The organism is Rhodococcus sp. IEGM 1330, assembly GCF_033142445.1.
Lineage (GTDB): Bacteria > Actinomycetota > Actinomycetes > Mycobacteriales > Mycobacteriaceae > Rhodococcoides.
This window is the reverse complement of the sequence record NZ_JAWLSB010000006.1, coordinates 212023-237325: the sequence shown is the minus strand read 5'-3', so window position 1 is coordinate 237325 and position 25303 is coordinate 212023. Positions and strand designations below refer to the sequence as shown.

Here is a 25303-nt window from a genome sequence, read left to right as displayed (position 1 = left end):
CGTTGCCCGAACTAGGTCGCAGGTCCCAGCCGCAGATCCGTCAGCAGATCCGGGATCAGTCGTTCTTCCATGACTGCTCGGCCCGAGTCGCGAAGGGCAGCAGCCAGTTCCGGGTCCCACGGACTGTCCGTCGGATGGCCCTTGAGCGGTTCGGAATTCCGTGCATCGAGCGCGTGCCGGTAGGAGTCGACGTCCATGCGCCACGGCGCCGCGTCGTATCGGGAGAGTGCTCGGGTGACCATGTGCACTCCGGCCCAGTCGAAGTCGGCACGCCATTCGATCGTGGTCCCGGGCGCGCGGGAGGCCAGCAGCCGGTGCACCGCTGCGGAGGGCTGACCGTCGGTGCAGATCAGGCTCGCGCAGTTCGAGCCGAGGGTGCGGGCTGCGGCGGCGAGCACGGCCACGTTCTCGCAGACGAACACTGTCGACGAGCTGTTGGTGAGTGGGCCGCGCGAGAGCATGTCCACGGTGACGGGGAAGGGGATGCCCTCGTCTGCTGCATCGTTCAGCCAACGTGCCACCGTGTGGGTCTCGTCGACGCGATAGCCGAGCACGAGCACCCGGCTGGACAACGGATCGACGGACACACCCGCGGTCTCCCACAACGCCCTGATGCCGACCGGATCGACGGGTCGAGGCACGTTCTCACGCAACGACAATGCGTCGAGGACGAGTTTCGGGGCACCGCCGCCCGAGAGCGCCTTCGTATCACCGCAGGCCAGTTCCGCGAGTTCGGTCAGCGACATCCCGTCCACCGGGAGCAGCGCCAGGACCTGTGTCGCCACCGTGAGCGCATCGACGGCGACGCGGCCCCCGAGGGTGCCGTCCTGATTGAGCAGCGACGCGATCCAGTGCTCGATCCACTCACGATCGGTACCGCCGCCGAGAACCTCCCTGGCGCGATCGAGTGCATCGGCACGCACCTGAGCCTTGTCGGCGGCGATCCGTTTCTTGTCCTGCAACGGGGCCTGCCGGGTGAGGGTGTCGATCAGTCCGAGGCCACAGTTGAGCGGATGGCTCAGCCACGCGTCGAACCGTTCGAGGTCGAGCCTGGTGCTCCGCGCCCGAGAATGCAGACTGGAGTTGGACCGTGAGATCGCGCTGCACAGACGCCACAGTTCCGGGGCGTCGCTCAGATCGACGGTGATGTTGCCGCCGACGCGAAGCCAGTTGGACTCCAGCTTCTTTCGTGCCGCATCGAGCAGCGCATCCAATTCGACGCTGCCGCGCCATTCGCTGTTACCGCTCAAACTCCAGCCCACCTTCGGTTCGGGTCGGCACCCGGCGCGTCAGCGGTGACCCGAGTGCGGCAGCGAGGTCGGTACCGTCGTGCTCGGCGAACAGTTCACCGTTCTCCCACACCAGAAGTGCTGCGCTGACGGTGTTCTCGGCTGTCGAATGCGCCAGGTCGTAGTGCGCGCAGCCGGGGACGTCGCCGTAGGTGATCCACAGGTCGTATCCGGTCATGAACAGGTCGAGATCGAATTGCACACTCAGGCCGAGCAATTCGCTACGGCCGTTGTCGTCGACACCGGCGAATGCCTCGTCCAGCGCCAGCAGCCGAGGAGAATGTGGATCGGCGGAGGAGAGCATCACGTGCGCGGCGGCGAACAGTGGCAGGTGCAGCGACACCGATTGCTCACCGCCCGAGAGCGCACTGTGACGTGCGACGGTGAGACGATCCTCGTTGCCGTCACCGCTGATGAGCGTGAAGGCGAACACGCGCCAGCGGCGATAGTCCAGTGTCGTGGACAGGATCTCGGGGTAGGACCGTTCCGGATGTGCCGCGCGAGCGATCCTGATCTCCGACGCGAAGTGGGCTCGCATCGCGGCCAGGTCGTCCTGGTTCAACGCCGAGGCGTCGCGGTCGAGCAGTTTGGACACCGCTCGGGCCCCGTCGTCGAGGTTGTCCGCGAGCACCCAGTGCACACCGATCGTGTTGCCCGAGGACATCCGGCGCTGCTTCATCTCGGCGGACATCTGTGCGATCAGCTCGCGTGCATCGACGGTGCGCTCGTGAATCTGCTGCGCCAGGCCGGTCAGCAATGCGTCTTCGAGAATTCGGCGCTCCTGCTCGGTCAGCAGCAACTCCTGATCGGCTCTCGCCGCACCGATTCGGTCGGCGAAATCTCCGACCGACGAGTAGCCCTGCTCGTCCTGAACGCGGACCACGGTCAAACCGTCCGGCGCATCCCACTGCAGGCGGTAGTCCTGACCCGATGCGGCGAGTTGCGAGTCGAACTCCTGCAGCGCACTCGTCAGCGCCGTCCGGGTCGACTTTCGGCTCGAGTCACTGACTTTCACCGTCGCCGTCGCCGCATCGAGTGCCGAATGCAGCGCGCGGACCACCGACGGAAGTACCGGAACCTCGTCGTCGGGACCGTCGGCCTGCTGGACTCGATACAGAATCTGCTCCACGCTCAGCCACGCCGAGTCGCTGGCCGGCCAGGTGTACGCCTCGTGGACGCCGAGGATGCCGAGTAGGTCCTTGCGAGCGTAGGGCGCGAGCCGCACGGCGTCGCCCAGGGTTTCGGTGACAGCACCGCGCAGGCTTTCCAGTGCTGTGTTGCAGGCACCTTCGGCCTTGCCGATCGCTTCGCCGGCTTCCTTGTCCGCTTTACGCGCGGCCCGCTGCTCGGCGCGGCATTTCTCGATGCGTTCGCGTGCGTTCTCGAGATCGGTGTCGATCTGTTCGGCGGTGGCACCGAGCTTCTCGCTCAGGAGCTCGAGGCGTTGGACCTGCTGCCGGTAGTTCTCGTCGGCTATCGCGGCTTCCTCGGCGAGCTCCTCGGCCAGGCCGCTCGCTTCGTCGAGTCGGTTGGTTGCTTCGCGGGCGCGTTCTGCTTCGCGCGTGTGATCGCCGCGCTTGCGGATCACCACCGAGCCCTGATGCTCGAAATGCCGAATCGCTGCGGCGAGGGCATCGATGTCTCGACCGATGTGTGGGGTGCGATGAGCCACGGCGACGGTGCGCAGCTGCTTCTCTTTCGCCGACAGGTCTGCGATCGCCTGGTCGAACTCGCGGTCCGCCGCTGCAGACCCCTCCTTCGAGGTGCGCAGCGCCCCGGCGGCGGCAGTGACGGCGCGTTGCGCTTTCACGATGGCCGAGACACGGGGAAGTTGTTTGGCGGCAGCGGTGAGCGCCTGCACCGATTCGCGTGCAGCCCGCTCATCGGCCGTCGCGTTCTCCAGCGCCGCGGTCGCGGTATCGATCGCGGCGCCGAGCTCGGCGATGCGTTGCTCTCGCCGACGCGCCCGCGCCGTCGCGCCGATGTACTCGGCATCGGTTTTGGTGTGACGACCCTGCTGCACACCCTGCCAGTACCGACCGTCGACGCCGATCGAGACGGGACTGCCCGAGAGGGAATCCTGGTCCTGTTGCAGTGCAACTGAATTCAGTAAGTCGAGTATGCGCGATTCCGATACGGCGGTACCGGGCTCGGGTTCGAGGACGGACGCCAACGTGGTCCCGGTCGGCCTCGAGGCCTCCGGCAGCGGCGACAGATACTGCTCCGAGCTCGAGTCGACGGGAAAGTCCGCGACCGGGTGGATCCAGCCGTCGAGCAGATTCGCTGCCTGCAGCGCGGATTCGATCCCCGCCGCGTCGGCAGGGGAGACCGAGTCCGCAAACCGAACCAGCTGCCACAGTGGGGCACCCGAGAGTTCGGCGCGAGAGTCGGTTCGTGCCGCGAACGGCGGCGGCGCGTCATCGTGTTCGGCGCGCACCAGGGACAGTTCGTCGCGCAGCGCGTTCAGCTCGGTAGTGCGGGTCGACACGTCGACGCGTGCCTGCGCCTGCCGGGCGCGAAGCGCGTCGACCCCGTCCGCGGTCTGTTCCGCCAGCACCGATTCCAGGCTCGGAGCGTCGTCGTCCCCGATGCCTGCCAACGCCGCGTCGAGGGCCTCGAACGCCGCGGACGTGATTCCCGCAGAGGAGTAGAGCGCCGAATTGGCCGACCACCAGGCCCGCAGTCCCGAAGCGAACTGTGCCTTCTCCAGGTCGACGGTCGCCTCGGCCTCGGTGACCGCAGCCGACGCCGCCTCGAGCATCTCGCGAGCCCTCGAAGCGGCCTTCTCCGCACGAGCACGTTCGGTCGACGCCTTCTCGACGGTTCCCAGCGCCTCGCGAACCGCCCGCACGTCGCCGTCGCGCTCCTCGGCATGGCCACGCAGAGCGGTGCTGATCTGATCGCTGCGGGCTGTTCCTGGCAGTGGTGTCCAGACGATGCCCGCATCCTCTGCTGCAGTCTGCAGTTCCTCCTCGGCGCGTGTAACCCCCGCAACGGAGTCCCGGAGTGCGGAATCGGCCCGAGCCGCCTCGGTGGTGCGCTGTTCCAGTTCGGCGTGCGCCTTGCGTGCGCGGTCGGCCTGCTGGGCGGTCGAGATCTCCAGCTTCGCAGCGGATTCGGCCAGGTCGTCCAGTTGCTGCTTGCCCTCGTACGCGCTCGAGCGTTGTAGGGTCTCACGGTCTGCAACGGCCTGATCCAGTGCGCGTTCGGCCTCGTCGAATCGGGTTTCCGCAGCCGCTCGTTCCAGCAGACGCCGGTCCTTCAGAGCGGCAGCGGCGAAGTGTGCTGTGGTCGCATGAGTCACTGCCTCGAGCCGACGCGAAACCTGCTCGACATCCGAACGGGTTTGCACCCGAAGGTATTTGGAGTACACCGAGACGAAGTTCTTGGCGGCGTGATCGGCCTGCGCCAGCCCCTCGAGCGCCCGTCCCACCTCCTCCATATCGCTGAAGGAGCGCGCTGCCTCGAGGACCAGCTGCTCGTCCAACGGACGCAGGCCGTCGGTCAACGCCTGCGAGAGCCCCTTGGGGTCGAGGTTCTTCGCCAATTGCGGGCGGCGAAGCGTCAGAATGAGATTGATCAGCTGGTCGTAGCGCTGCGCGCCCAGCCCGAACATGCGGGCATCGATCGCGGCGCGATAGTCCACCGGGCGATCGGTCAACGCGTCGGTACCCAGCTGCTCACCGAGCTGCTTCTTCGTCAACGGCCGGTCGTCGGAACCCAACAACGAAAAATCGACGCCCACTCGGCCGTCGGCCACGAAGTACCAGCGGGTCACCTTGTCGTTGTGGCGGCTCGCCCGCATTCCGATTCCGACCGTCACCGATTCGGGGTCTGCGCGTGAACCGCGGCCGAACTCCATCCACACGTACGAGTGCGCGCTCTCCTGCCCTCGGTAGAGCAGGTTGGATTTCATCGTCCGCTCTTCTCCGGCAAACGGATTGAGTCGGCGCGGTTCGATGCGGCCGTCCAGGACGAAGGGAAACAGCACTTCGAGTGCCTTGGTCTTGCCGGATCCGTTGGGGCCACGCAGTACCAGGCGACCGTCGGCGAAGGAGAACTCCTGATCGCGGTAGTCCCACAGGTTGACGATCCCTGCTCGCGTCGGCCGAAAGCGTGTCGAGTGTGCGGTCATCTACAAGGCCTCTACTTCGGATGGATCGGTACTGGGGGCTTGTTCGGTGCCGAACAGTGAGTCCTGAGGGGTCCGGTCGCGAACGCTGACCATCACGTCGCGGTAGCGCGCGATCACCGGCAGCACCAGCACGCCGCCGGACACGCTGTGTAGCAGTCGAAGTCGGTGCAACAGAGCAATCGCCCGTAACCGCAGGCCGTCGCGATCGGTCTGCCACTGAGCCGCGAAGGTGCGGCCGAAGCGTTCGACGAGATCATCGACGACCGTTGTCAACCAACTGTCCTCGATCAACGGATACCGCTTCTTCTCTTCCGCAGCCTCGAATGCCGTTGCATCGGAATCGAACCCGAATTCGGCGAGATCGCCGAAGATCCCGCCGTCGGGAATGGCGCTGTCCAACTGCTCGATCAGGGCGTCACCGTCGAGAAGGGGGTAGGTCGCCAGCGCGGGTGCATCCGGATCGATCACCCGGTCCGAGATTTCGCCCGCAATCAACAGTGCGACCTGGGCAATGGTTCCGGTGCTGGGGAATCGGTAATCCGAGAGCCGTCCCGAGGTGTCGATGAGGGCTACTCCCTCGGAGCGACGCTCGGCAACGAGGCCGGTCAGCAACTCGACGTCGGCAACGGTGCGCGACGCGGCCAGGGCGGTGCGGCCGTCCAGAACGAGATCGTCGAGATAGACGACCGGTTGCTCGACCAACGCTCGGCGTACCGCACGGAGCGTTTCCTTCGGGTCTGCCTCACGTCCGGAATCGGTGTGTCCCGGTTCGGAATCCTCGGGATCGGTCGGGGCGTCCGAGCCGGCCAGCAGACCGCGGATCGATCGCAGATGCTGCACGGCGCGGGGCGGCCGGAACATGGCGACGACGACGGGACGGTCGATGTCGTAGAGCGCCTCGCCTGCGGACGGGTTGTTCGCCCAGCCGGTCGCGTCACCGTCGGCCAACGCGATGGCGCCCCGTGTCGCGAGCCAGCCGATCGCGTCGACGAACGCATCTCGGTCGCTTGCCCGGTCGGTCGTCAGCTCGACACCGTCGACCTGACTCGCCTCGGCCGCAACGTGATCGGCGAGTTCGGACAGAGTGATCTGGTTGCCCGCCCGGCCGAGTGCCGCCAGTGCCAGCGCCAGGTACGCGTACCTGCGGCGGTCGAAGATGCGGTCGGTGGACGTTCGCGCGGGTTGGCTGTCGTCGAGTGCGTCGATCACCGGGAACAGTCGGGCCGTGGTCTCGGTGACCTCGAGGCGATATCCGAACAGTTCGAGCAGGTCCTCGCGCAACTCGGTGGCCCACCTACGCAGCAGAGGCAACGCGATCCTATCGGGATACGTGGTGGTCACCAGGTGATTCGACAGCGCGACCCGGGCGGCCCGCTGGTAGGAATCCAGTGCGAGGGTGGAGATCTCGCGAGCTCTCATCGGCGTGCTACCTCGCTGACCTCGAGCGCGAGGCGGTCCAGATGCAATCGGCCACGGCTGGTCCGCACGATCGTCGAACGGTCACTGTCGCTCAGCGTCAGGCGCACGCCGCTGTCCGATCCCGACGAGTCGGAGGTGCGTCCGCTCACGCGCACCCGGGCGGTCAACGCAGCATTCAACAGACTCAACAGCACCTCGGTCTCCTGCTCGCTGAGAACGCGGTCGTGGATTCCGGCCGAGGCAAGTGACTGTGCTGCGGCACTGCGTGATCGCTGTGATTCGAGTTGCTGCTCCCGAAGCCGTCTGATGCCGCCGTCGTTGCGCTGCACCCGTCCCGGAACACCGGGGGTCGGAGTGCGTCCGGTCTCGGCCAGGGTGCGCGAGATCTCGACCGGCGGCGCATCCCACCACGATCGGGACGTGGGGATGATGTCGGCATCGGGATGCACCATCGACAGATGCCGTGGTCTGCCGAGGCCGAACACGGCATGGAACAGGGCATGCGCGCTGTCCTCGGTGGGTGCGGCAGCGAACCACCCGGCCAGGTGGCGCAGTTGGCTCTCGCGGCTGACGCCGCCCTTGCGGGTTTCGGTGACCCGGCGCAGCAGCGACAGCACGGCAGCAATCGCGCTCATCGTGCCCTCGCGGAGTCGCTCGGACTCGCTGAGTTCGGACTCGGCCGAGACGAACCAGTGCGAGAGGCCGGCCCAGCGATCGGTCCAGTCGGCGCGGCGTTCGGCGACGGTGAGAAAGACTCGTTCGTCGCTGATCGCGGCTCGCTCGACGAGTTCCTCGATGCCGGTGCTCTCGACGAGTGCTATCGCCTCGGCGAGCTTCGGTGCGTACCGGGTCAGATCGGAGCTGAATTCACGCATGTGCGTCAGCAGGGCGTCCTTGTGGACCAGAAACGACTCCGGCGTGATCTCGGTGGTGCGCAAGAGATCACCGAGCACCAGATAGAAGTGGGCGGCGCGGGTCGCCATCTCCGACAGTGTCGAATCGAGTCGGCTGAGCTTGCGGTAGATGCGATCGCCGTCGGCCTGACGGTTCGCCTCGGCCAGCTCGTGCATGTCGGCCAGTAGCTCCGGCAGCACCAGCCGCGACAGCGCGGCGTCGTCCAGGCGGGCCCCGAGCACGTCCTCGACCGCACGGTAGGCCTTGTAGCCGGCTTGGCCGAACTGGTAGACGAAGTGACGGTTGCGGTACTCGGCGAGGGTTGCAGCGCGGGTGCCGTCGTAGCTGCGTTCGAGCAGGCCCCAGGCGTGGAGCTGATCGAGCAGAGGTGCGATGTCGAGGGTGGTCAGTGCCTCGCGGTGCACTGAGCTACGTGCGATGAGGTCTGCCACGTCTCCGGAGTGAAGCAGGACTACGTAGTTGGCTCGTGCGGTGTCGAATGCCCGCAGAACAGCCAGGTACTCGGATCTCTTCTCGGCAACGGCGAACGAGAAGAGACCGAGACGATCTTCCTCCACGAACGCGTTCACGACTCCCTGCCGCGCGTCCTCACCTGAATCGCTCACTGGAACAGGGTAGGGGGTAGCCGGTGCTCCCGTTGAACCACGCTGGCTACCGGCCATCGACCACGGCAACTCCTGCCGGTCCGGTAGGAAGACGTCGTCGGCCCGGCTTCGCCTACCCGCCCGTCGTCCGCCACCGAATTCGGCTATGCCCGGTCGGGGCTCGATAGTCCGTTCTTCGTCGCTGTCACTGGTCGTGCAGCTGCCGACCGAACGCCGAACAAGTGCTGTTCGTGCTCGGTACGACCGGTGGCGGTGTACGACAGCGCGTCGGTGATGAGTCGGTGATCGGAGTCCGTCCAACGGTCGCGGTGTTGGCGCTGGAAGTCCTGCCAGGACGCCGTGGTGAACTGCTCGACACGCAAATCGGGATCGACGCTGTCGCGGTACAGGCCCCACGAATATCCGCCGGTCCGCCGACGGGCTTTCCCGACCGCGGTCATCGAACGGTCGAAGTTCGCCTGCTCGGCAGGAGCTACCCGATAGGTGACACTGACAACGACGGGCCCGTCCTCGGGTTCGGGTCCGAAGATGACCGTCGGTGTCGGCCACGCCGTCGAGACTCCACGAGGCAAAGTCCCGGTCGCTGGGTGCAGGGGCAGCACAACGACACTCGCGCCGGCTAGCACCAGCAGGACCGCCGAGATGAGCAATGCAACGCCGAAACCTGCGTGGGACGCGATCAGGCCCCAGATGAACGAGCCGAGCGCCTGCGAGCCCATGAAGACCAGCAGATAGATCGACATCCCACGGGCCCGCACCCAGTGGGCGAGTGACAGTTGGATCGAGGCATTGAGCGTCGTGAGTGTCGCGATCCAGGCGGCACCCGCAACGAGCAGCAGTGGCATGACGAACCAGATCGGCAGGTACGCAACAGCGACGGCCCCCAACGCGTAGGAGACGGCCGAGATGGAAAGCAACGCGTTGGCCCCGAATTTCTTTCGCAAGGTTGGGAATAGTGCAACACCTGCCAGGGCGCCGACGCCGAGCATGCCGAGAATCAGGCCGTACCCGGAAGCACCGAAGTGCAGATGATGCGACGACGCGAGGGGCAGTAGTGCCCACAACGCCGACGCGGGGAGAGCGAACAGGGCGGATCTGAGGAGTATTCGACGGACGATCGGCGCGGACTGCATGTAGTGCAGCCCGGTCATCATCGACCGGCCCAGACGCTCGCGGTCGATTCCCGGATCGTCGGCCGGACGACGCCACCAGACAAGCGCGCCGAGGATCACTACGAACGTGACAGCGTTGAGCGCGAAGACGGCCGCCGGACCAGCGGCGGCAACGATGACACCGCCGATCGCGGGGCCGATGGCCCTGGCACCGTTGACCGTCACTCCGCCCAACGCGGAGGCGGCTGGGATTTGTTCTGCTGGAACCAGTTCCGGCTGGATCGCCTGCCAGGCAGGGGCAGACAGGGCCGATCCGCAACCGAGGAGGAAGGTCATGCCCAGCAACATGATCGGGGACAACACGTGGGTGTAGGCGAGGAACGTCGTCATGGCGGCGACGAGGGCGGTATACGTGCTGACGACGATGAGGAGTCGACGGCGGTCGAGCAGGTCGGCGAGTCCGCCGGCAGGCAGTGCGAGGAAGAGCGTCGGGAGCAGACTGGCGGTCTGGACCAGCGCCACGACCGTGGCGCTGCTGTTGTGCTCGACCAGGAACCACTGTGACCCGACGGTCTGCATCCACAGGCCGATGTTCGAGACCAGCTGAGCGAGGAACAACGTTCGGTAGATCTTACTGCGTAGGGGTGCCCAAGCGGAGAACTGTGGTTGCGCAACAGTGGTCATGCGGGTGTCCTTTCACGTGCGATCGAGGCGAATAGACCCGCAGTCGGTGCTCTGCGTTCCGGAACCGGTCTGCCAGACGAACAACGGAAAGTGCTCGTCCAGCCGGCCGGCGATCGTCTCGTCCGCTGCCGCGACGATCGCATCGGCCTTCCAATCCTCCAGCCGACCCGCAGCCCGATCGACCAGTGCCGCAGCTTTCTTCACGTACCCGTAGGCGTGGTAGACCGCCTTGGGCATCCGATCGTCCCCGATCGAGAAGTATTGGAGCGACCGCTTTGTCTGGGCACCCCAATACCTCTCGGCGGGGGCGTCCACGTTTCCCATGCTGTCGAACTCGACGCGGTTGCCGACCGCGTCGAGTCCGATCGGAACCATCTGCGAGGTCATGGCTAGCTTGTCAGGGACGGTGTGGGCGAGGTAACTGCTGCGAGTGCTTCTTCGATGACAGCAACGACCTCGTCGGGCTTTGCCAGCATGACCAGGTGCGGGGCATCGAGTTCGACGACGCTGCGCAGACCGGCGCGCTCGTAGCCGAAGCGCTCGACATCCGGGTTGATGGTGTGGTCCGCGCTACTGACAATTCCCCAGCCGGGCTTGGTCTTCCAGGCTGCGGCGGGCGCTGCCTCGGCGAATGCGAGGCCGGCCAGCGGGCGCTGGCAGACGGCGAGGACCTCGGCGGTCGCGAGGTCGATTCCGCCGGCGAATACTGCGGGGAAGGCGTCGATCTTCACCGACACGTCGGTGCCGTCTTCAGGAAAGGGGGTGTAGACGAGGTTCGTAGCGAGATCGGAATCGGGAAAGCGTCCCTGCAGTTCGCCGAGGCTCTCACCCTCTTCGAGCGCGTAACCGGAGACGTAGACCAGACCGACGACGTTGTCCGCCATGCCTGCAACCGTGATGACGGCTCCGCCGTAGGAGTGTCCGGCAAGGAGGACCGGGCCGTCGATCTGTTCGACGACCGAGCGGATGTAGGCAGAGTCACCGATCAGGCTGCGGTTGGGCACCGCGGGTACGACGACGGTGTGGCCCTTGTCGAGCAGGCTGCGGGTGACCGGTGCCCAGCTTGCAGAGTCGGCGAAGGCTCCGTGAATCAGGACGATGGTGGGTGTGGTGCTCATGAGAAGTCTCCTTGAAGAGAGAAGTTGGAAGGTGTGGGGAGGAATTACTTGGCGAGGAATTCGAGAATGTCTGCGTCCAAGGCCTTCTGGTAGTCGCCGTAGATGCCGTGCGGGGCGCACGGGTAGACCTTGAGCGTGCCGTCCTTGACGAGGTCGATGGACTTCAGCGCTGCCGCGGCGATGGGAACGATCTGATCGTCGTCGCCCTGGGCGATGAAGACGGGGACGGTGAGAGCCTTCAGGTCCTCGGTGAAGTCGGTCTCCGAGAACGCCTTGACGCAGTCGTAGGCGGCCGCGAGGTTCACCAGCATGCCCTGACGCCAGAAGTCGTCGATGGCACCCTGCGAAACCGTGGAGCCTTCGCGATTGGCGCCGAAGAAAGCCTGAGCGAGGTCCTGGTAGAACTGCGAGCGATCGGTGAGGACGCCGCTGCGGATGTCGTCGAGCGCCTCGATCGGCGTGCCCTCGGGGTTGGCCTCGGACTTCAGCATGATGGGGGGCACTGCGCCTGCGGTGATGATGCGGGCGACGCGGCTGCCCCCGTGCTGGGCGGCATATCGGACGACCTCGCCGCCGCCGGTCGAATGGCCGATGAGGGTTAGCTCCTGAAGGTCGAGTGCCTCTACCAACTCGGCGAGGTCACGGGCGTAGGTGTCCATGTCGTTGCCGACGTAGGTCTTGGACGAGCGTCCGTGTCCACGGCGGTCGTGGGCGATGGCGCGGTAGCCGGCGTCGGCGAGGAGCTTGAGCTCGGTCTGCCAGGCGTCCGAGGACAGCGGCCAGCCGTGGCTGAGCAGGACCGGCTTTCCGGTGCCCTGCTCGGTGTAGTAGATATCGGTTCCGTCAGCGGTGGTGATGTACGGCATGGTGGCCTCCTGGTGCGAATGTTGTTCCGGTGTGCCGAGAACATTCGTCCGTCGAGACGTTCGTGTCGTCGCTGCTGGCAGGCAACGTGGGGGAGTGGTGCCCGGTGCAGTCCTCTACCTGGTAGCGGGTAGACGGGCCTCGAGAGTCGTGCCGACACCGGGTGGGCTCGATACCGTCAACGTGCCTCCGACCGCCTGAATGCGGTCCTGTAGGCCGATCAACCCGGAGCCGTTCGCTGGATCGGCACCGCCTGCGCCGTTGTCCGTGACGGTCAATGTGAGCTCGTCTTCGCGCACAATCGCCGAAATGACCACCTCGGTGGCGTGCGAGTATTTGGCTGTGTTCGTCAATGCTTCGGCGACGACGTAGTACGCGGCCACCTCCACGGATTCGGGCAGACGGTTCGGGATCTCGGTCTTCAGTGATACCGGTACCGGCGATCGACGGGCCAAGGTCTTGAGAGCGGGCGCGAGTCCACCGCGAGACAGGATCGCGGGGTGGATACCACGGGAAAGTTCCTGGAGGTCCGAGTGCACCTGCGACAGCGTGTTCACGCTGCGGTTCAATCGATCTCGAAGATCTCCGAGTTCGTCGGGTACGGACGCCTGGGCCGCTCTGAGGTCCATCCCGAGCGAGACGATCCGCTGCTGCGCCCCGTCGTGCAAGTCTCGTTCGATGACGCGGCGTGCCTGATCTGCGGCGGCCACCACGCGTGCTCGAGACTCCGTCAAACGGGTACGTGTCTCGCTGTTGTACACGGCCGTGGCAACCAGATCGGCGAAGTCCGACAACCGTTCGCACGCATCGAGATTCGCTACGCGACTGATGACTCCGACAATGATCGCTCCCCAGATCCGGCCCTCCACCGAGATGGGAACACCGATGCCTGACGTGAACCCTCGCCGGGCCAAGCGTTGCGCAACTGGCCCGGTCGCCTCGCGGTAGTCGATGGTCACCGGCTCGCCGGTCTCGTAGATGACGGTGCAGACGTTGTGCCCACCGAGCGGCAGTGTTTCGCCTGGTTGCAAATGAGCTCCGTGGTCGTCGTGGGCGGCGATCACCGTGTAGTACTCGTCGCCGTCGAATCGAACCAGGGAGACGTGCTCGACGTCGAGTCCATCGGCCAGTTCCGTTGCTACGTTTCGATATATCTCGCCCAGGTCCGACCTGAGTGCGACGAGGGTGGCAACGCGGCGGAGGGAGGCTTGTTGACGAGCCAGGTCGACGGTTCTGCCGTGTAGTACCTCTCGCTCACGTGCGGCGGCCAGCAGTGCCTCGAGGGAAGGCGCGACGCGTCTGACTCGGCGGGCGTCGGCAGGCGAGAGATCGGCCGGTACGAGCAGGGATCCCGTCGGTGTCGTACCGTCCCGCAGAATGATTCGCTGTTGATCCGGCCCGAGCGGGGCATCGTGTGCTCCGAGAACGGCGTGCGGTGACGGCAGCTCGAGGACTTCGGTCAGACGACGGCCTGCTTTGTCGAGTAGGTCCGGCGAGATCTGCTGCCGCAACATCGTTCGGGCGAATCCGGCGAGCAAGTCGGCTTCTCGTCGCCGTTGGTCGGATTCGACGGCACGAAGTCTGGACTGCCCGACCAGCAGATTGGTGAGCAACGCGAGGGCAAGGAAAACCAGCACCGACGGGACCAGGCTCTCGCTGCTCTCGACGACATGGATGGAGGCGTAGGCAACGGTGCTGACGATCGACATTGCCACTGCAAGCCCGAAACCCCACCCAGCTGATACCACCAGCACACCGAAGACCAAAACCGCTCCGAAAGCGTTCTCGGGCACCAAAAGCTTCAGGAGTTCGATCACGAGAACTTCGGTGATGATCAAGCCTGTGGCAACGGCAATACCCCAGCCCAGCGGCGGTGTACGCGGCCGTAGTAAGACGGTCAGGAGTCGATCTCGCCCGCTTTCGCGGTCGTGCTCGGGTGCCGCGGGGATCATCGGCCAACTCCAGGGCACGATAAATTGCGGCTACCGGTAATGCCGGGCCTGGCGAGATCTGACAGTCTCGACAGGGTGAACCGTTCCGACCGCCGCGCTCTGATCGTCGACGACAGCGCAGCGTTCTGCGCCGCCGCGACGCGGCTGCTGGAATCTGCGGGTGTGACCGTCGTCGGTACGGCATCGACGACTGCTGCCGCGTTACGGTCGGCAGAAGAAAATTGCCCTGATCTGATCCTCGTCGACATCGATCTCGGTGCAGAAAGCGGCTTCGATGTTGTCGAAGCACTCCTGGCCGCGTCCGCCCCACCCCGTCCGGACGTAATTCTGGTGTCGACGCACGACGAGGACGACTTCGCCGACTTGGTGGAATCCAGCTCCGCCATTGGATTCCTTCCGAAATTCGGGCTGTCCGCAGACGCCATCATCGCGTTGTCGAGTCGCGATCGGGGCACGTGGTGATACGGGCGGTCAAGTCTGCGCATCGAGATACATGATGACGGCTCGGACTCGGCGATGATCGTCAGCAGTCTCCGCGAGATCGAGCTTGGTCAGAATGCTGCGCACGTGCTTTTCCACCGTTCCCTCGGTGATCCACAGTCGACGGCCGATGCCTGCGTTGGACAGGCCCTCGGCCATCAGCGTCAGTACCTCGCGCTCGCGCGTACTGAGTGCAGCGAGTGGATCGTCGCGGCGTCTGGCGGCTACCAACTCGTATACCAACGCAGGGTCGATCACTGATGCACCGCCGGCGACGCGGTCGATAGTTCCGACGAAATCGGCCACGTCGGTGACCCGAGTCTTGAGTAGGTAGCCGACGCCTTTGCCGCCATCGAGCAGTTCCAAGGCGTGATCGACCTCGACGTGTGCGGACAGCAGCAGCACCGCAATCTCCGGGAATCCCTTGCGGATTCGCAACGCCGCATCCAAACCTTCGGAGTTCTGCGTCGGCGGCATTCTGATGTCGATGATCGCCAGGTCGGGGGGGTCACGTGCGACGAGCGCCTCCAACTCCTCGGCGTCGCCCGCTTGTCCCACAACGTCGAGACCTGCCTGCGTCAGCAGACTGGCCAGGCCTTCACGGAGCAGAACGTCGTCGTCGGCGATCACCACGCGCAACCCGGAAGTCACGACAGTCCACCGGGGGCCACGGCCCGACGGAAGCCGATGAAAGTCCTGAACGGATCGAGAACCGGACTGAGCCGCTCGCCGGTGAAGACAGTGTCAGGGCCACGATGCGCTACGACGCGGCGACGTGCGCAGGCAGCGACGATGCATGCGGAGGCGTCAGCCACATTGTCGGCAAAGTAAAAGACGTTGCCTAGTCGGCGCACAACGTTTCCCATGGGTGAGTCCCTTCGTCTTGCTCACAGGACGATATATCGAGAAAACGAAGAGCGCGCGGGGTACGTCGGGTGAGGACAACCCCGGACCGAATCACATATCGACGGTCACCTTTCCGTCCACCACTGCTGCGGGGTAGGTGCGCACCGAGTCGATGCCGCTCGGGCAGGTGCCGTCGTCGAGCGAGAACGTGTACTGATGCAGCGGACACACGACGATGGATCCGTCGATCTGACCGTCTGCCAGTGGCCCGCCCTTGTGGGGGCACACGGCGTCCATCGCCCGCACCGAGCCGTCGCTGAGCAGGAACACCGCAACCTGCTTGCCGTCCACCACGTAGGCCCGTCCCTCGCCGGGTGTCAGGTCCTCCACGGCCCCGACCGGCACGCTCATCGGACCGGCACCTGCGGCAGCGGAAGCAGGGGCAGCGACGGGGTGAACTGGGCAGGTGACTTCGGTGCCGCGCGATCCTGCCAGGGGTCGATGTACCCGTCCACCGATGCCTGCATTCGCTCGTCGAGTCCGGCGACGATGCCGTCGCGGTCGTCGATCAGCACGCTCTGCAGTTCTTCCAGTCCGAGACGCGGAACCCATGCGTACGTACGCTCGAGCCACTGAGCGTTCTCGCGGTAGTGCTGAATGAACCTGCCTGCCACGGTCAGAACCTCATCGGCCCCCGTCACGGTGGCCAGTAGATCGCCCTTGCGGATGTGTGCGCCGGCGGCACCGCCGACGTAGATCTCCCACTTGTCCTCGCCCACCGAGACGACGCCGAAGTCCTTGCACAGGGCTTCCGAGCAGTTGCGCGGGCAGCCTGCGACCGCGAGCTTCAACTTCGCCGGAGTCTCCAAGCCCTGGAACCGCTCTTCGAGGGCGATGCCCAGAGCCGTCGAGTCGCCGAGCCCGAAGCGACAGAAGTCGCTGCCGACGCAGGTCTTCACCGTGCGCATGCTCTTGCCGTAGGCAAAGCCCGAGGGCATGTCCAGATCGCCCCACACCTTCGGCAGGTCCTCCTTCTTGATGCCGAGAAGGTCGATACGCTGCCCGCCGGTGACCTTGACCAGCGGTACGTGGTATTTGTCTGCGACGTCGGCGATCTTGCGCAACTGATCCGGGGTGGTGACGCCACCCTTCATCTGCGGCACCACCGAGAACGTGCCGTCGCGCTGAATGTTGGCGTGGACGCGGTCGTTGATGAACAGCGCACCGCGCTCGTCCACCCAGTCCGGGCCCCACACCGTCCGCAGCAACGATGCCAACGGCATCTTGGCGGCGGCATCCTCAGCTCCGCCGGTCGCCAGCGCCGCGAACACCGCGGACACCGCCCGAAGATCCTGCGCTCGAATGGCGTCGATCAGTTCCGGCTTGGTCATGGGGATGCAGGGGACGTACCAGTCCGCGGCGGGATCGGCCTCGACGGCACCGCCCGCTGCGCACGCGATGATGTCCTTGACCAGGCCCTTGCACGATCCACAGCCCTTACCCGCCCGAGTCTTCGCGGTCACGTCGCCGAGGTTCTTCGCGCCCGCGTGCACGCAGGCCACGATGGCGCCCTTGGTGACGCCGTTGCAGTTGCACACCTGGACGTCGTCGGCCAGCTCGGCGGCTCCTGTTGCCGCAGAGGGGGTTCCCATGTCGAAGAGCATGCTGATGCGCTCGTCGGGCAACGGCACTTTCTCGTCGAATGCCTGAGTCAGGAAGTTGGCCTTGGAGATGTCGCCCAGCAGGGTGGCACCGACGAGTTTGTTGTTGCGCACGATCACCGACTTGTACGTACCACTGCGCGGCTCGTAGAACTGGACGAACTCGTCGTCGTCGCGTTCGGGGGCGGTGATCCCCATCGAGGCGACGTCGACACCGGCCACCTTGAGCTTGGTGGTCAGACGCGAACCGTGGTACGCCGCAGTGGGATCGGCTCCGGTGAGCACGTCGGCCAACACGACGGCCTGCTCCCACAGCGGCGCGACGAGGCCGTAGACCTCGCCGCGATGCTGGCAGCATTCACCAACGGCATAGATGGAACCCTCGTCCTCGCAACGCAATTGGTCGTCGACGACGACTCCTCGTTCGATCACCAGCCCGCCCGCTCGAGCGAAATCGACACTGGGACGAATGCCCGCGGTGACCACGACCATGTCTGCGGCGAGCGAGGTGCCGTCGTTGAACCCAACGCCGGTGACGACGCCGTCCTCGGACCGCAACACCGAGGTGGTCCGCTTGGACGTGTGTACGCCGACGCCGAGTGACTCGATCTTGTTGCGCAGCACGCGTCCGCCGCGCTCGTCGAGCTGCTGATTCATCAGGTGACCGGGGGAGTGCACCACGTTCACCTCCAGGCCCTGCGTGCGTAAGCCGTATGCGGCTTCGAGTCCGAGGAGTCCGCCACCGATGACGACGGCCGAGACGTCGTCACGCGACTGCGCCATCTGCAGCATCCCATTGGTGTCGGCGATGGTGCGGAAGCCGAACACGCCCCGCGCCAGCCTGCCGTCGGACTCACGAAGACCGTCCATGTTCGGGAAGAACGTGTTGCTGCCGGTGGCGACGATCAGCACGTCGTAGTCGACCGACCGTCCGCTCTCGCCGACGACGGTCTTGGAGAACCGGTCCAGCGAGATCGCGCGGTCCCCGGCGTGCAGCGTGACGCCGTTCTCGCTGTACCAGCTCATCGGGTTGAGGATCAGATCCTCGTCGTCGACGGTGGCCTCGCCGGACAGCACGTGCGAGAGCATGATGCGGTTGTAGTTGCCGTACGGCTCGTCGCCGATCATGGTGATCTCGAACAGCGAACTGCCGTCCCGTTTGATGATTTCCTCGACCGCCCGTGCGCCGGCCATCCCGTTACCGACCACCAGCAGTCGCTGCTTGCCCGCGGTCATCAGATCAGCACCAGACCGAAATCGACGACGACCTCTCCGGTGGTTCCGGCCGGGGCAGCGACCACCAGCTCGAGCACGGTGTCCGGATCGACGTCCTCGACCACCCGCAGGGGAATGTTCACCCCACCCTTGGCACCCATCGGGAACATGCGCATCGGGCTGCCGTCGCGCAGCAAGGTCACGACCACCAGCTCGTCGCTCGAATTTCCGCCGCGAAAATACAGTGGCTGAGCCGTAGCACCCTCGGGGACGACGAAGCTCAGGCTGGGATCGATCAGCTCGGGCTTGTCCAGACCGTGCCCGGTGAAGGAGAAGATGCCTTGCAGGAATCGCGGTGTGCTGGCCATACACACGAGGTTGCGGGGTCGGGGTGACGCCACCGCTGCGGTGACGTTACGTCGGGATCAGAAAGACCTCACCGGCTCCCGGTCCCTCGTGTGCGGTCGGTCAGAGCCCGAAGTTGCCCGGGCCACGTCGCCTCAGGTATTTCTCGAACTCGGCCGCGATGGCGTCGCCGTCGATCTTGGCGATTGCATCGGACATGTCCACCTCGGCGTCGCCGCGCTCCTCGAGGCTGCGGACGTACTCGCTGATCTCCTCGTCTTCTTTGGTCATCTCGGTCACCGCCTCTTCCCATTCCTCGGCCTGGGTGGGCAATTCGCCCAGCGGGACCTCGATGTCGAGCACGTCCTCGACCCGCTGCAGCAGCGCCACGGTGGCCTTCGGGTTGGGCGGCTGAGAGACGTAGTGGGGAACAGCAGCCCAGAAGGAGACCGCGGGCACCCCGGCCTTGACGCACTCGTCCTGCAGGACACCGGTGATTCCGGTCGGTCCCTCGTACCGGGTCTGTTCGAGGTTGAACTGTTCGGCCGACTCGGTGCTGTATGCGGTGCCGGTCACCGGAACGGGCCTGGTGTGCGGAGTATCGGCCAACAGCGCTCCCAGGATCACCACGGTCTCGACGCCGAGCTGTTCGACGAATTCGAGGAGGTCGTCGCAGAAACTGCGCCAGCGCATGTTCGGCTCGATGCCGCGCAACAACACCACATCGCGTGAGCTGCCGGGAGGCGAACACACCGAAAGCCGAGTCGACGGCCATTCGATCTCGCGAGTGACACCGTCCACCTGGCGGACCGTAGGGCGGTTGACCTGGTAGTCGTAGTAGTCCTCGGAGTCCAATTCGGCCAGCGGGCTGGCGTCCCAGATCAGCTCCAGGTGTTCGATAGCGCCGCTGGCCGCATCGCCTGCGTCGTTCCAGCCCTCGAAGGCAGCCACCAGGATCGGGGAGCGCAGCTCGGGAATGTCGTCGTCGAGATCGTCGAGGTCTGTGGCGTTGGCCACAGCGTCGTGGACGGCCTCGATCAATGCAGCATCCAGAGGTACATCCGATCCGGCACCTGAAATGTCCGTATTTTCGGTACTGTCGTCGATCGGGGACTGGCCATCGAGGTTTCGGAGACTCACCACGACAGCCTACGACCCGACGTAACTTCGGTGCCCACTACTCTGTAGTGATGCCCGCTCAACATAAGCCCAGTCTGCTCGATGCGATTTCACGTCGTGTTGTCATCGGCGACGGTGCGATGGGCACGATGCTCCAGGATGCGAACCTGACTCTCGACGACTTCATCGGTCTCGAAGGCTGCAACGAAATCCTCAACGACACCAGGCCCGATGTCCTGCGGGAGATCCACCGCGAGTACTTCGCGGCCGGGGCCGACGCCGTCGAGACCAATACATTCGGTTGCAATCTGCCCAACCTGGCCGATTACGACATCGAGGACCGTATCCGTGAGCTTGCGGAGAAGGGCACCCGGCTGGCACGTGAGACCGCTGACGAGATGGGTCCGGGCCGCGACGGGATGGATCGTTTCGTGCTGGGCTCGATGGGGCCGGGCACCAAGCTGCCCACTCTCGGCCACGCACCCTTCGCCCGACTGCGCGACGCGTACACCGAAGCCGCCCTCGGCATGATCGACGGCGGTGCCGACGCCATCCTGGTCGAGACCTGCCAGGATCTGCTGCAGGTCAAGGCCGCGATCATCGGCAGTCAGCATGCGATGGACAAGCTCGGTGTCCGTATCCCGATCATCACCCACGTCACCGTCGAGACGACCGGCGCGATGCTCGTCGGTAGCGAGATCGGTGCCGCGCTGACGGCACTCGAACCCCTCGGTATCGACATGATCGGGCTCAACTGTGCAACCGGCCCGGCCGAGATGAGCGAGCACCTGCGCCATCTGTCCAAACATTCACGTCTTCCGGTGTCGGTGATGCCCAACGCCGGCCTGCCGACACTGGGCGCGAAAGGTGCCGAGTACCCACTGACCGCCCCCGAACTGGCCGAGGCCCTGAGTGGTTTCGTCAGCGAGTACGGGTTGGCCCTGGTCGGCGGTTGCTGTGGCACCACGCCCGAGCACATCCGCCAGGTTGCCGACATGGTCCACGGGGCAACGAAGCTCGAACGTCGGCCTGCGCCCGAGCCGGGCGTCTCCTCGCTCTACAGCGCCGTCCCGTTCGAGCAGGATGCCAGCATCTTGATGATCGGCGAGCGGACGAACTCCAACGGGTCGAGAGCATTCCGCGATGCGATGTTGGCCGAGGATTACGACAAGTGCCTCGACATCGCGAAAGACCAGACGCGCGACGGTGCCCACATGCTCGATCTGAACATCGACTATGTCGGCCGCGACGGCGCAGCGGACATGTCGGCCTTGGCCAGTCGCTTGGCGACGGCGTCCACACTGCCGATCATGCTCGACTCGACCGAGCCTGCAGTCCTCGAAGCCGGTTTGGAGCATCTCGGTGGACGCAGCGCGGTCAACTCTGTCAACTACGAGGACGGCGACGGCCCCGACTCGCGGTTCCAGAAGATCATGCGTCTGGTCAAGGAGCACGGCGCCGCTGTCGTTGCTCTGACCATCGACGAAGAGGGACAGGCCCGTACGGCCGAGTGGAAGGTACGTGTCGCCGATCGTCTGATCACCGACATCACCGAGAACTGGGGCCTGCGCCACGAGGACATCATCGTCGACACCCTCACCTTCCCGATCTCGACGGGACAGGAAGAGGTGCGACGCGACGGCATCGAGACCATCGAGGCGATCCGGCAGCTCAAGGAGAAGTACCCGAAGGTGCACACCACCCTCGGGCTGTCGAACATCTCGTTCGGCCTCAATCCCGCTGCACGCCAGGTGCTGAACTCGGTGTTCCTGCACGAGTGCACACAGGCCGGCCTCGACACCGCCATCGTGCACGCGTCGAAGATCCTGCCGATGAACAAGATTCCCGACGAGCAGCGCGAGACGGCCCTCGATCTGGTGTACGACCGCCGCAAGGAGGGCTACGACCCGCTGCAGAAGCTCATGCAGCTCTTCGAGGGTGTCTCCGCGGCCTCGGCACGCGAATCCCGCGCCGAGGAACTCGGCCGCCTTCCACTGTTCGAGCGACTCGAACGCCGCATCGTCGACGGTGAACGCAACGGCCTCGACGCCGATCTCGACACCGCGATGACCGAGAAGCCGCCGCTGGAGATCATCAACGAGACCTTGCTCTCGGGTATGAAGACCGTGGGCGAGCTGTTCGGGTCCGGCCAGATGCAGCTGCCGTTCGTGCTCGCCTCCGCCGAGGTGATGAAAGCTGCTGTGGCGTACCTCGAGCCGCACATGGAAGCGACCGACGACGACGGCAAGGGCCGCATCGTGCTCGGTACCGTCAAGGGCGATGTGCACGACATCGGCAAGAACCTGGTCGACATCATCCTGAGCAACAACGGCTACGAGGTCGTCAATCTCGGTATCAAGCAACCGATTTCGACCATTCTGGAAGCCGCGATCGACAAGCGCGCCGACGTGATCGGCATGTCCGGGCTGCTGGTCAAATCCACCGTGGTCATGAAGGACAACCTGATCGAACTCAATTCGAGGGGTGTCGCCGAGCAATTCCCGGTTCTGCTGGGCGGAGCGGCGCTGACGCGGTCGTATGTCGAGAACGATCTGCAGGACGTCTACGAGGGCGACGTGCACTATGCGCGTGACGCATTCGAGGGCCTTCGGTTGATGGACACCATCATGACCACCAAGCGTGGCGGCGGACCGGCTCCGGACAGCCCCGAGGCACTCGCCGCGAAGGCCAAGACGGCCGAGCGCAAGGAACGCCACGAGCGCTCCAAGCGTATCGCCGAGAAGCGCAAGGCCGCCGAAGCACCGGTGGTCGTGCCCGAGCGATCCGACGTCGCTGCCGACATCGACATTCCGGTGCCGCCGTTCTGGGGCACTCGGATCGTCAAGGGTGTATCTCTGTCCGATTACTCGGGTTTGCTCGACGAGCGCGCCTTGTTCCTCGGTCAGTGGGGCCTGCGCGGTGCCCGTAAGGGCGAGGGTGCCACGTACGAGGACCTGGTGGAATCGGAAGGCAAACCGCGCCTGCGGTATTGGTTGGACCGATTGAGCACCGACGGGATCCTCGCGCATGCGGCTCTCGTCTACGGATACTTCCCGGCGGTGTCCGAGGGTGACGACGTCGTCGTACTGACCGAGCCCGAACCCGATGCGCCCGAACGCTTTCGGTTCACGTTTCCGCGTCAGCACCGCGACCGATTCCTCTGCATATCGGACTTCGTTCGATCGCGTTCCGCTGCACGGGAATCGGGCAAGGTCGATGTTCTGCCGATGAACCTGGTGACAATGGGCCAGCCCATCGCGGACTTCGCCAACGAACTGTTCGCCGCCGACTCGTACCGCGACTACCTCGAGGTCCACGGAATCGGCGTTCAGCTCACCGAAGCCCTGGCCGAGTACTGGCATCGCCGGGTACGCGAGGAACTGAAGCTGTCCGACGGCAATTCCGTTGCCTCGGACGATCCCACCGAGGCCGAAGGCTTCTTCAAACTCGAATATCGCGGTGCACGTTACTCGTTCGGCTACGGAGCGTGCCCGGATCTCGAGGATCGCATCAAGCTCGCCGCGCTTCTCGAACCCGAGCGAATCGGCGTGAAGCTCTCCGAGGAACTGCAGCTGCACCCCGAACAGTCGACCGATGCGTTCGTACTTCATCACCCGGAGGCCAAGTACTTCAATGTCTAGCGCAACTCACCTGCAAGGTGTCCTGTGGGACATGGATGGCACATTGCTCGACTCGGAGAAGATCTGGGACGTCGCTATCGGTGAGTACTCCCGCACACTGGGTACGGAACTCAGCGCGGAGGTGCGCGAGAGCACCCTCGGCAACTCGATGCGGGACGCACTGAGCAAAGTGCTGGCCAACGCCTCGGTCGCGGTCACCGACGATCATCTGGCCCAGGGGCGCGAGTGGCTGACTGCCCGCGTCGGAGACCTGTTCGCCGAGGGGATTCCGTGGCGACCCGGTGCCAAGGACGCTCTTGCGCTCGTGCGCGAGATGGGTCTGTCCACTGGGCTGGTCACCAACACCGAGCGGGGTCTGGTCGAGCGGGCGCTGGACACCCTGGGGCGCGAGTACTTCGACATCACGGTCACCGGCGACGAGGTCGAGGCAGGCAAACCGCACCCGGCACCGTACCTGCGCGGTGCTGCGTTGCTCGGACTCGACGCCGCGTCCTGCCTTGCGGTCGAGGATTCGCCCACCGGCTCGCTGTCCGCCCACACGGCGGGCTGTCCGGTGCTGGTGGTTCCGTCCGAGATCGCGGTGGCACAGGCTTCCGGATACACCATCCGTGACGGTCTGCTCGGGCTGACCGCCGACGACGTCCGGCGGGCCTGGTCAGGCCGAACACCCTAATCTCGACCGAATTCGTACACCGAGCGACGACGTGAAAGGATAACCAGCCGTGAAGACTTTCGATTCGCTGTTCGCCGAGCTCACCGACCGCTCGAAGACCCGCCCCGAGGGTTCGGGCACCGTCGCAGCGTTGGACGCGGGAGTTCATTTCCAGGGCAAGAAGGTCCTCGAAGAAGCCGGTGAAGTGTGGATCGCTGCCGAGCACGAGAGCGACGAGGCGCTCGCCGAGGAGATCTCACAGCTCCTCTACTGGGTCCAGGTGATGATGGTGGGCAGAGGCCTCGAACTCGAGGACGTCTACAAACATCTGTGAGTTCGATCCGCATGTCGCTTACGAATTCGTCGAACAAGGAAAACTCCATGCTGCGCGTAGCCGTACCCAACAAGGGCGCTCTCTCCGAGTCCGCCGCCGAAATTCTCAGTGAAGCCGGCTACCGTCGCCGAAGCGATTCCAAGGACCTGACCGTTCTCGACCCGGCGAACGGCGTCGAATTCTTCTTTCTGCGCCCCAAGGACATCGCGATCTACGTCGGATCCGGGCAGTTGGATCTCGGCATCACCGGACGCGACCTGGCTCTCGATTCGGGTGCCGCCGTCGAGGAACGGCTGGCACTCGGATTCGGCCGATCGACGTTCCGTTACGCCGCACCTGCGGGCAAGCAATGGGCACCCGAGGACCTGGGCGGACTACGCATTGCGACGTCATATCCCAATCTGGTGCGTAAGGATCTGGCCGCCAGAGGACTCGAGGCGACTGTCATCCGCCTCGACGGTGCAGTCGAGATCTCCATCCAGCTCGGGGTCGCTGATGCGATCGCCGACGTCGTGGAGTCGGGACGCTCGCTGCGTCAGAACAACCTCGTGGCCTTCGGCGAATCCCTCTGCGATTCGGAGGGTGTGTTGATCGAACGAGCAGGCACTCCGGGCACCGACTCCGCACGCAAGCAACTCATCGCCCGCGTACAGGGCGTCGTCTTCGCGCAGCAATACCTGATGCTCGATTACGACTGCCCCAAGTCGATCCTGGACGAGGCCGTGAAGATCACCCCCGGAATCGAATCGCCGACCCTCGCCCCAATGGTCGACGACAATTGGGTTGCCGTGCGCGCCATGGTTTCTCGTAAGGTGCACAACAACGTCATGGATCAGCTCGCCGAGCTGGGTGCCAAGGCGATCCTCGCCTCCGACATCAGGTCCTGCCGGGCGTTCTGAATTCGGTCCGGCTCGCTG

At 65.1% G+C, this 25303-nt stretch carries 19 protein-coding genes; 5 read left to right on the top strand and 14 right to left on the bottom strand.

Annotated elements, in window-relative coordinates:
• Positions 1–11: 11 nt before the first annotated feature.
• The 9 genes from R4P57_RS16100 to R4P57_RS16060 all read right to left on the bottom strand — a co-directional run bounded on the left by R4P57_RS16100 (position 12) and on the right by R4P57_RS16060 (position 14093).
• Positions 12–1250 (bottom strand): DUF2399 domain-containing protein, encoded by a 1239-nt coding sequence (locus tag R4P57_RS16100; protein WP_317803819.1) that lies wholly within the window; start codon positions 1248–1250, stop codon positions 12–14.
• On the bottom strand, positions 1240–5424 hold the full coding sequence (locus R4P57_RS16095) for a TIGR02680 family protein (protein WP_317803818.1): 4185 nt from the start codon (positions 5422–5424) through the stop codon (positions 1240–1242). The genes R4P57_RS16100 and R4P57_RS16095 overlap by 11 nt, the downstream gene beginning before the upstream one ends.
• Entirely contained in the window at positions 5425–6843 is a 1419-nt protein-coding gene (locus tag R4P57_RS16090) for a DUF2398 family protein (protein WP_317803817.1), read from the bottom strand.
• On the bottom strand, positions 6840–8420 hold the full coding sequence (locus R4P57_RS16085; protein ID WP_411742376.1) for a TIGR02677 family protein: 1581 nt from the start codon (positions 8418–8420) through the stop codon (positions 6840–6842). Before R4P57_RS16085 ends, R4P57_RS16090 begins: the two co-directional genes overlap by 4 nt.
• 86 nt (positions 8421–8506) lie before the next feature.
• Positions 8507–10159 carry an MFS transporter gene (locus tag R4P57_RS16080; RefSeq protein WP_317803815.1) on the bottom strand — a complete coding sequence of 551 codons (1653 nt, stop codon included), beginning with the start codon at positions 10157–10159 and terminating at the stop codon, positions 8507–8509.
• A gap of 12 nt (positions 10160–10171) precedes the next feature.
• A complete protein-coding gene (locus R4P57_RS16075; RefSeq protein WP_317803814.1) occupies positions 10172–10546 on the bottom strand; it encodes a lyase family protein in 375 nt (124 codons plus the stop codon).
• Positions 10547–10548: 2 nt separating this feature from the next.
• Positions 10549–11277 (bottom strand): alpha/beta hydrolase, encoded by a 729-nt coding sequence (locus R4P57_RS16070; RefSeq protein WP_317803813.1) that lies wholly within the window; start codon positions 11275–11277, stop codon positions 10549–10551.
• 44 nt (positions 11278–11321) lie between these two features.
• Positions 11322–12143 (bottom strand): alpha/beta hydrolase, encoded by an 822-nt coding sequence (locus R4P57_RS16065; protein ID WP_317803812.1) that lies wholly within the window; start codon positions 12141–12143, stop codon positions 11322–11324.
• Between the two features lie 114 nt (positions 12144–12257).
• Positions 12258–14093: a GAF domain-containing sensor histidine kinase gene (locus tag R4P57_RS16060; protein WP_317803811.1), complete on the bottom strand. Its 1836-nt coding sequence runs from the start codon at positions 14091–14093 to the stop codon at positions 12258–12260.
• 39 nt (positions 14094–14132) lie between these two features.
• Here R4P57_RS16060 and R4P57_RS16055 point away from each other — a divergent pair, with 39 nt between their 5' ends.
• Positions 14133–14555, top strand: a complete 423-nt coding sequence (locus R4P57_RS16055) for a response regulator (RefSeq protein WP_411742375.1) — start codon at positions 14133–14135, stop codon at positions 14553–14555.
• Positions 14556–14564: 9 nt separating this feature from the next.
• Here R4P57_RS16055 and R4P57_RS16050 read toward each other — a convergent pair whose 3' ends face one another.
• From R4P57_RS16050 to R4P57_RS16030, 5 genes are all read right to left on the bottom strand, one after another.
• Complete coding sequence (locus R4P57_RS16050) at positions 14565–15224, bottom strand: response regulator transcription factor (protein ID WP_317803809.1); 660 nt, start codon at positions 15222–15224, stop codon at positions 14565–14567.
• 306 nt (positions 15225–15530) lie between these two features.
• Positions 15531–15830, bottom strand: a complete 300-nt coding sequence (locus R4P57_RS16045; RefSeq protein WP_317803808.1) for a Rieske (2Fe-2S) protein — start codon at positions 15828–15830, stop codon at positions 15531–15533.
• Positions 15827–18316 carry a nitrite reductase large subunit NirB gene (gene nirB, locus R4P57_RS16040; protein ID WP_317803807.1) on the bottom strand — a complete coding sequence of 830 codons (2490 nt, stop codon included), beginning with the start codon at positions 18314–18316 and terminating at the stop codon, positions 15827–15829. Before nirB ends, R4P57_RS16045 begins: the two co-directional genes overlap by 4 nt.
• Complete coding sequence (locus tag R4P57_RS16035) at positions 18316–18663, bottom strand: molybdopterin oxidoreductase (protein WP_317803806.1); 348 nt, start codon at positions 18661–18663, stop codon at positions 18316–18318. Before R4P57_RS16035 ends, nirB begins: the two co-directional genes overlap by 1 nt.
• A gap of 100 nt (positions 18664–18763) precedes the next feature.
• Positions 18764–19657 (bottom strand): PAC2 family protein, encoded by an 894-nt coding sequence (locus R4P57_RS16030; RefSeq protein ID WP_411742382.1) that lies wholly within the window; start codon positions 19655–19657, stop codon positions 18764–18766.
• A gap of 173 nt (positions 19658–19830) precedes the next feature.
• Between R4P57_RS16030 and metH the strand changes: the two genes are divergently transcribed.
• The 4 genes from metH to hisG are packed head-to-tail and all read left to right on the top strand — an operon-like array spanning position 19831 to position 25285.
• Positions 19831–23400, top strand: a complete 3570-nt coding sequence (metH, locus tag R4P57_RS16025) for a methionine synthase (RefSeq protein WP_317803805.1) — start codon at positions 19831–19833, stop codon at positions 23398–23400.
• Complete coding sequence (locus tag R4P57_RS16020) at positions 23393–24073, top strand: HAD family phosphatase (protein WP_317803804.1); 681 nt, start codon at positions 23393–23395, stop codon at positions 24071–24073. The genes metH and R4P57_RS16020 overlap by 8 nt, the downstream gene beginning before the upstream one ends.
• Before the next feature lie 49 nt (positions 24074–24122).
• Positions 24123–24386, top strand: coding sequence for a phosphoribosyl-ATP diphosphatase (locus tag R4P57_RS16015; protein ID WP_032398466.1), 264 nt, complete (start codon positions 24123–24125; stop codon positions 24384–24386).
• 47 nt (positions 24387–24433) lie between these two features.
• The gene (hisG, locus tag R4P57_RS16010; protein WP_121872413.1) at positions 24434–25285 is read left to right on the top strand and encodes an ATP phosphoribosyltransferase; all 852 of its coding nucleotides are present in this window, start codon (positions 24434–24436) and stop codon (positions 25283–25285) included.
• Positions 25286–25303: the final 18 nt, after the last annotated feature.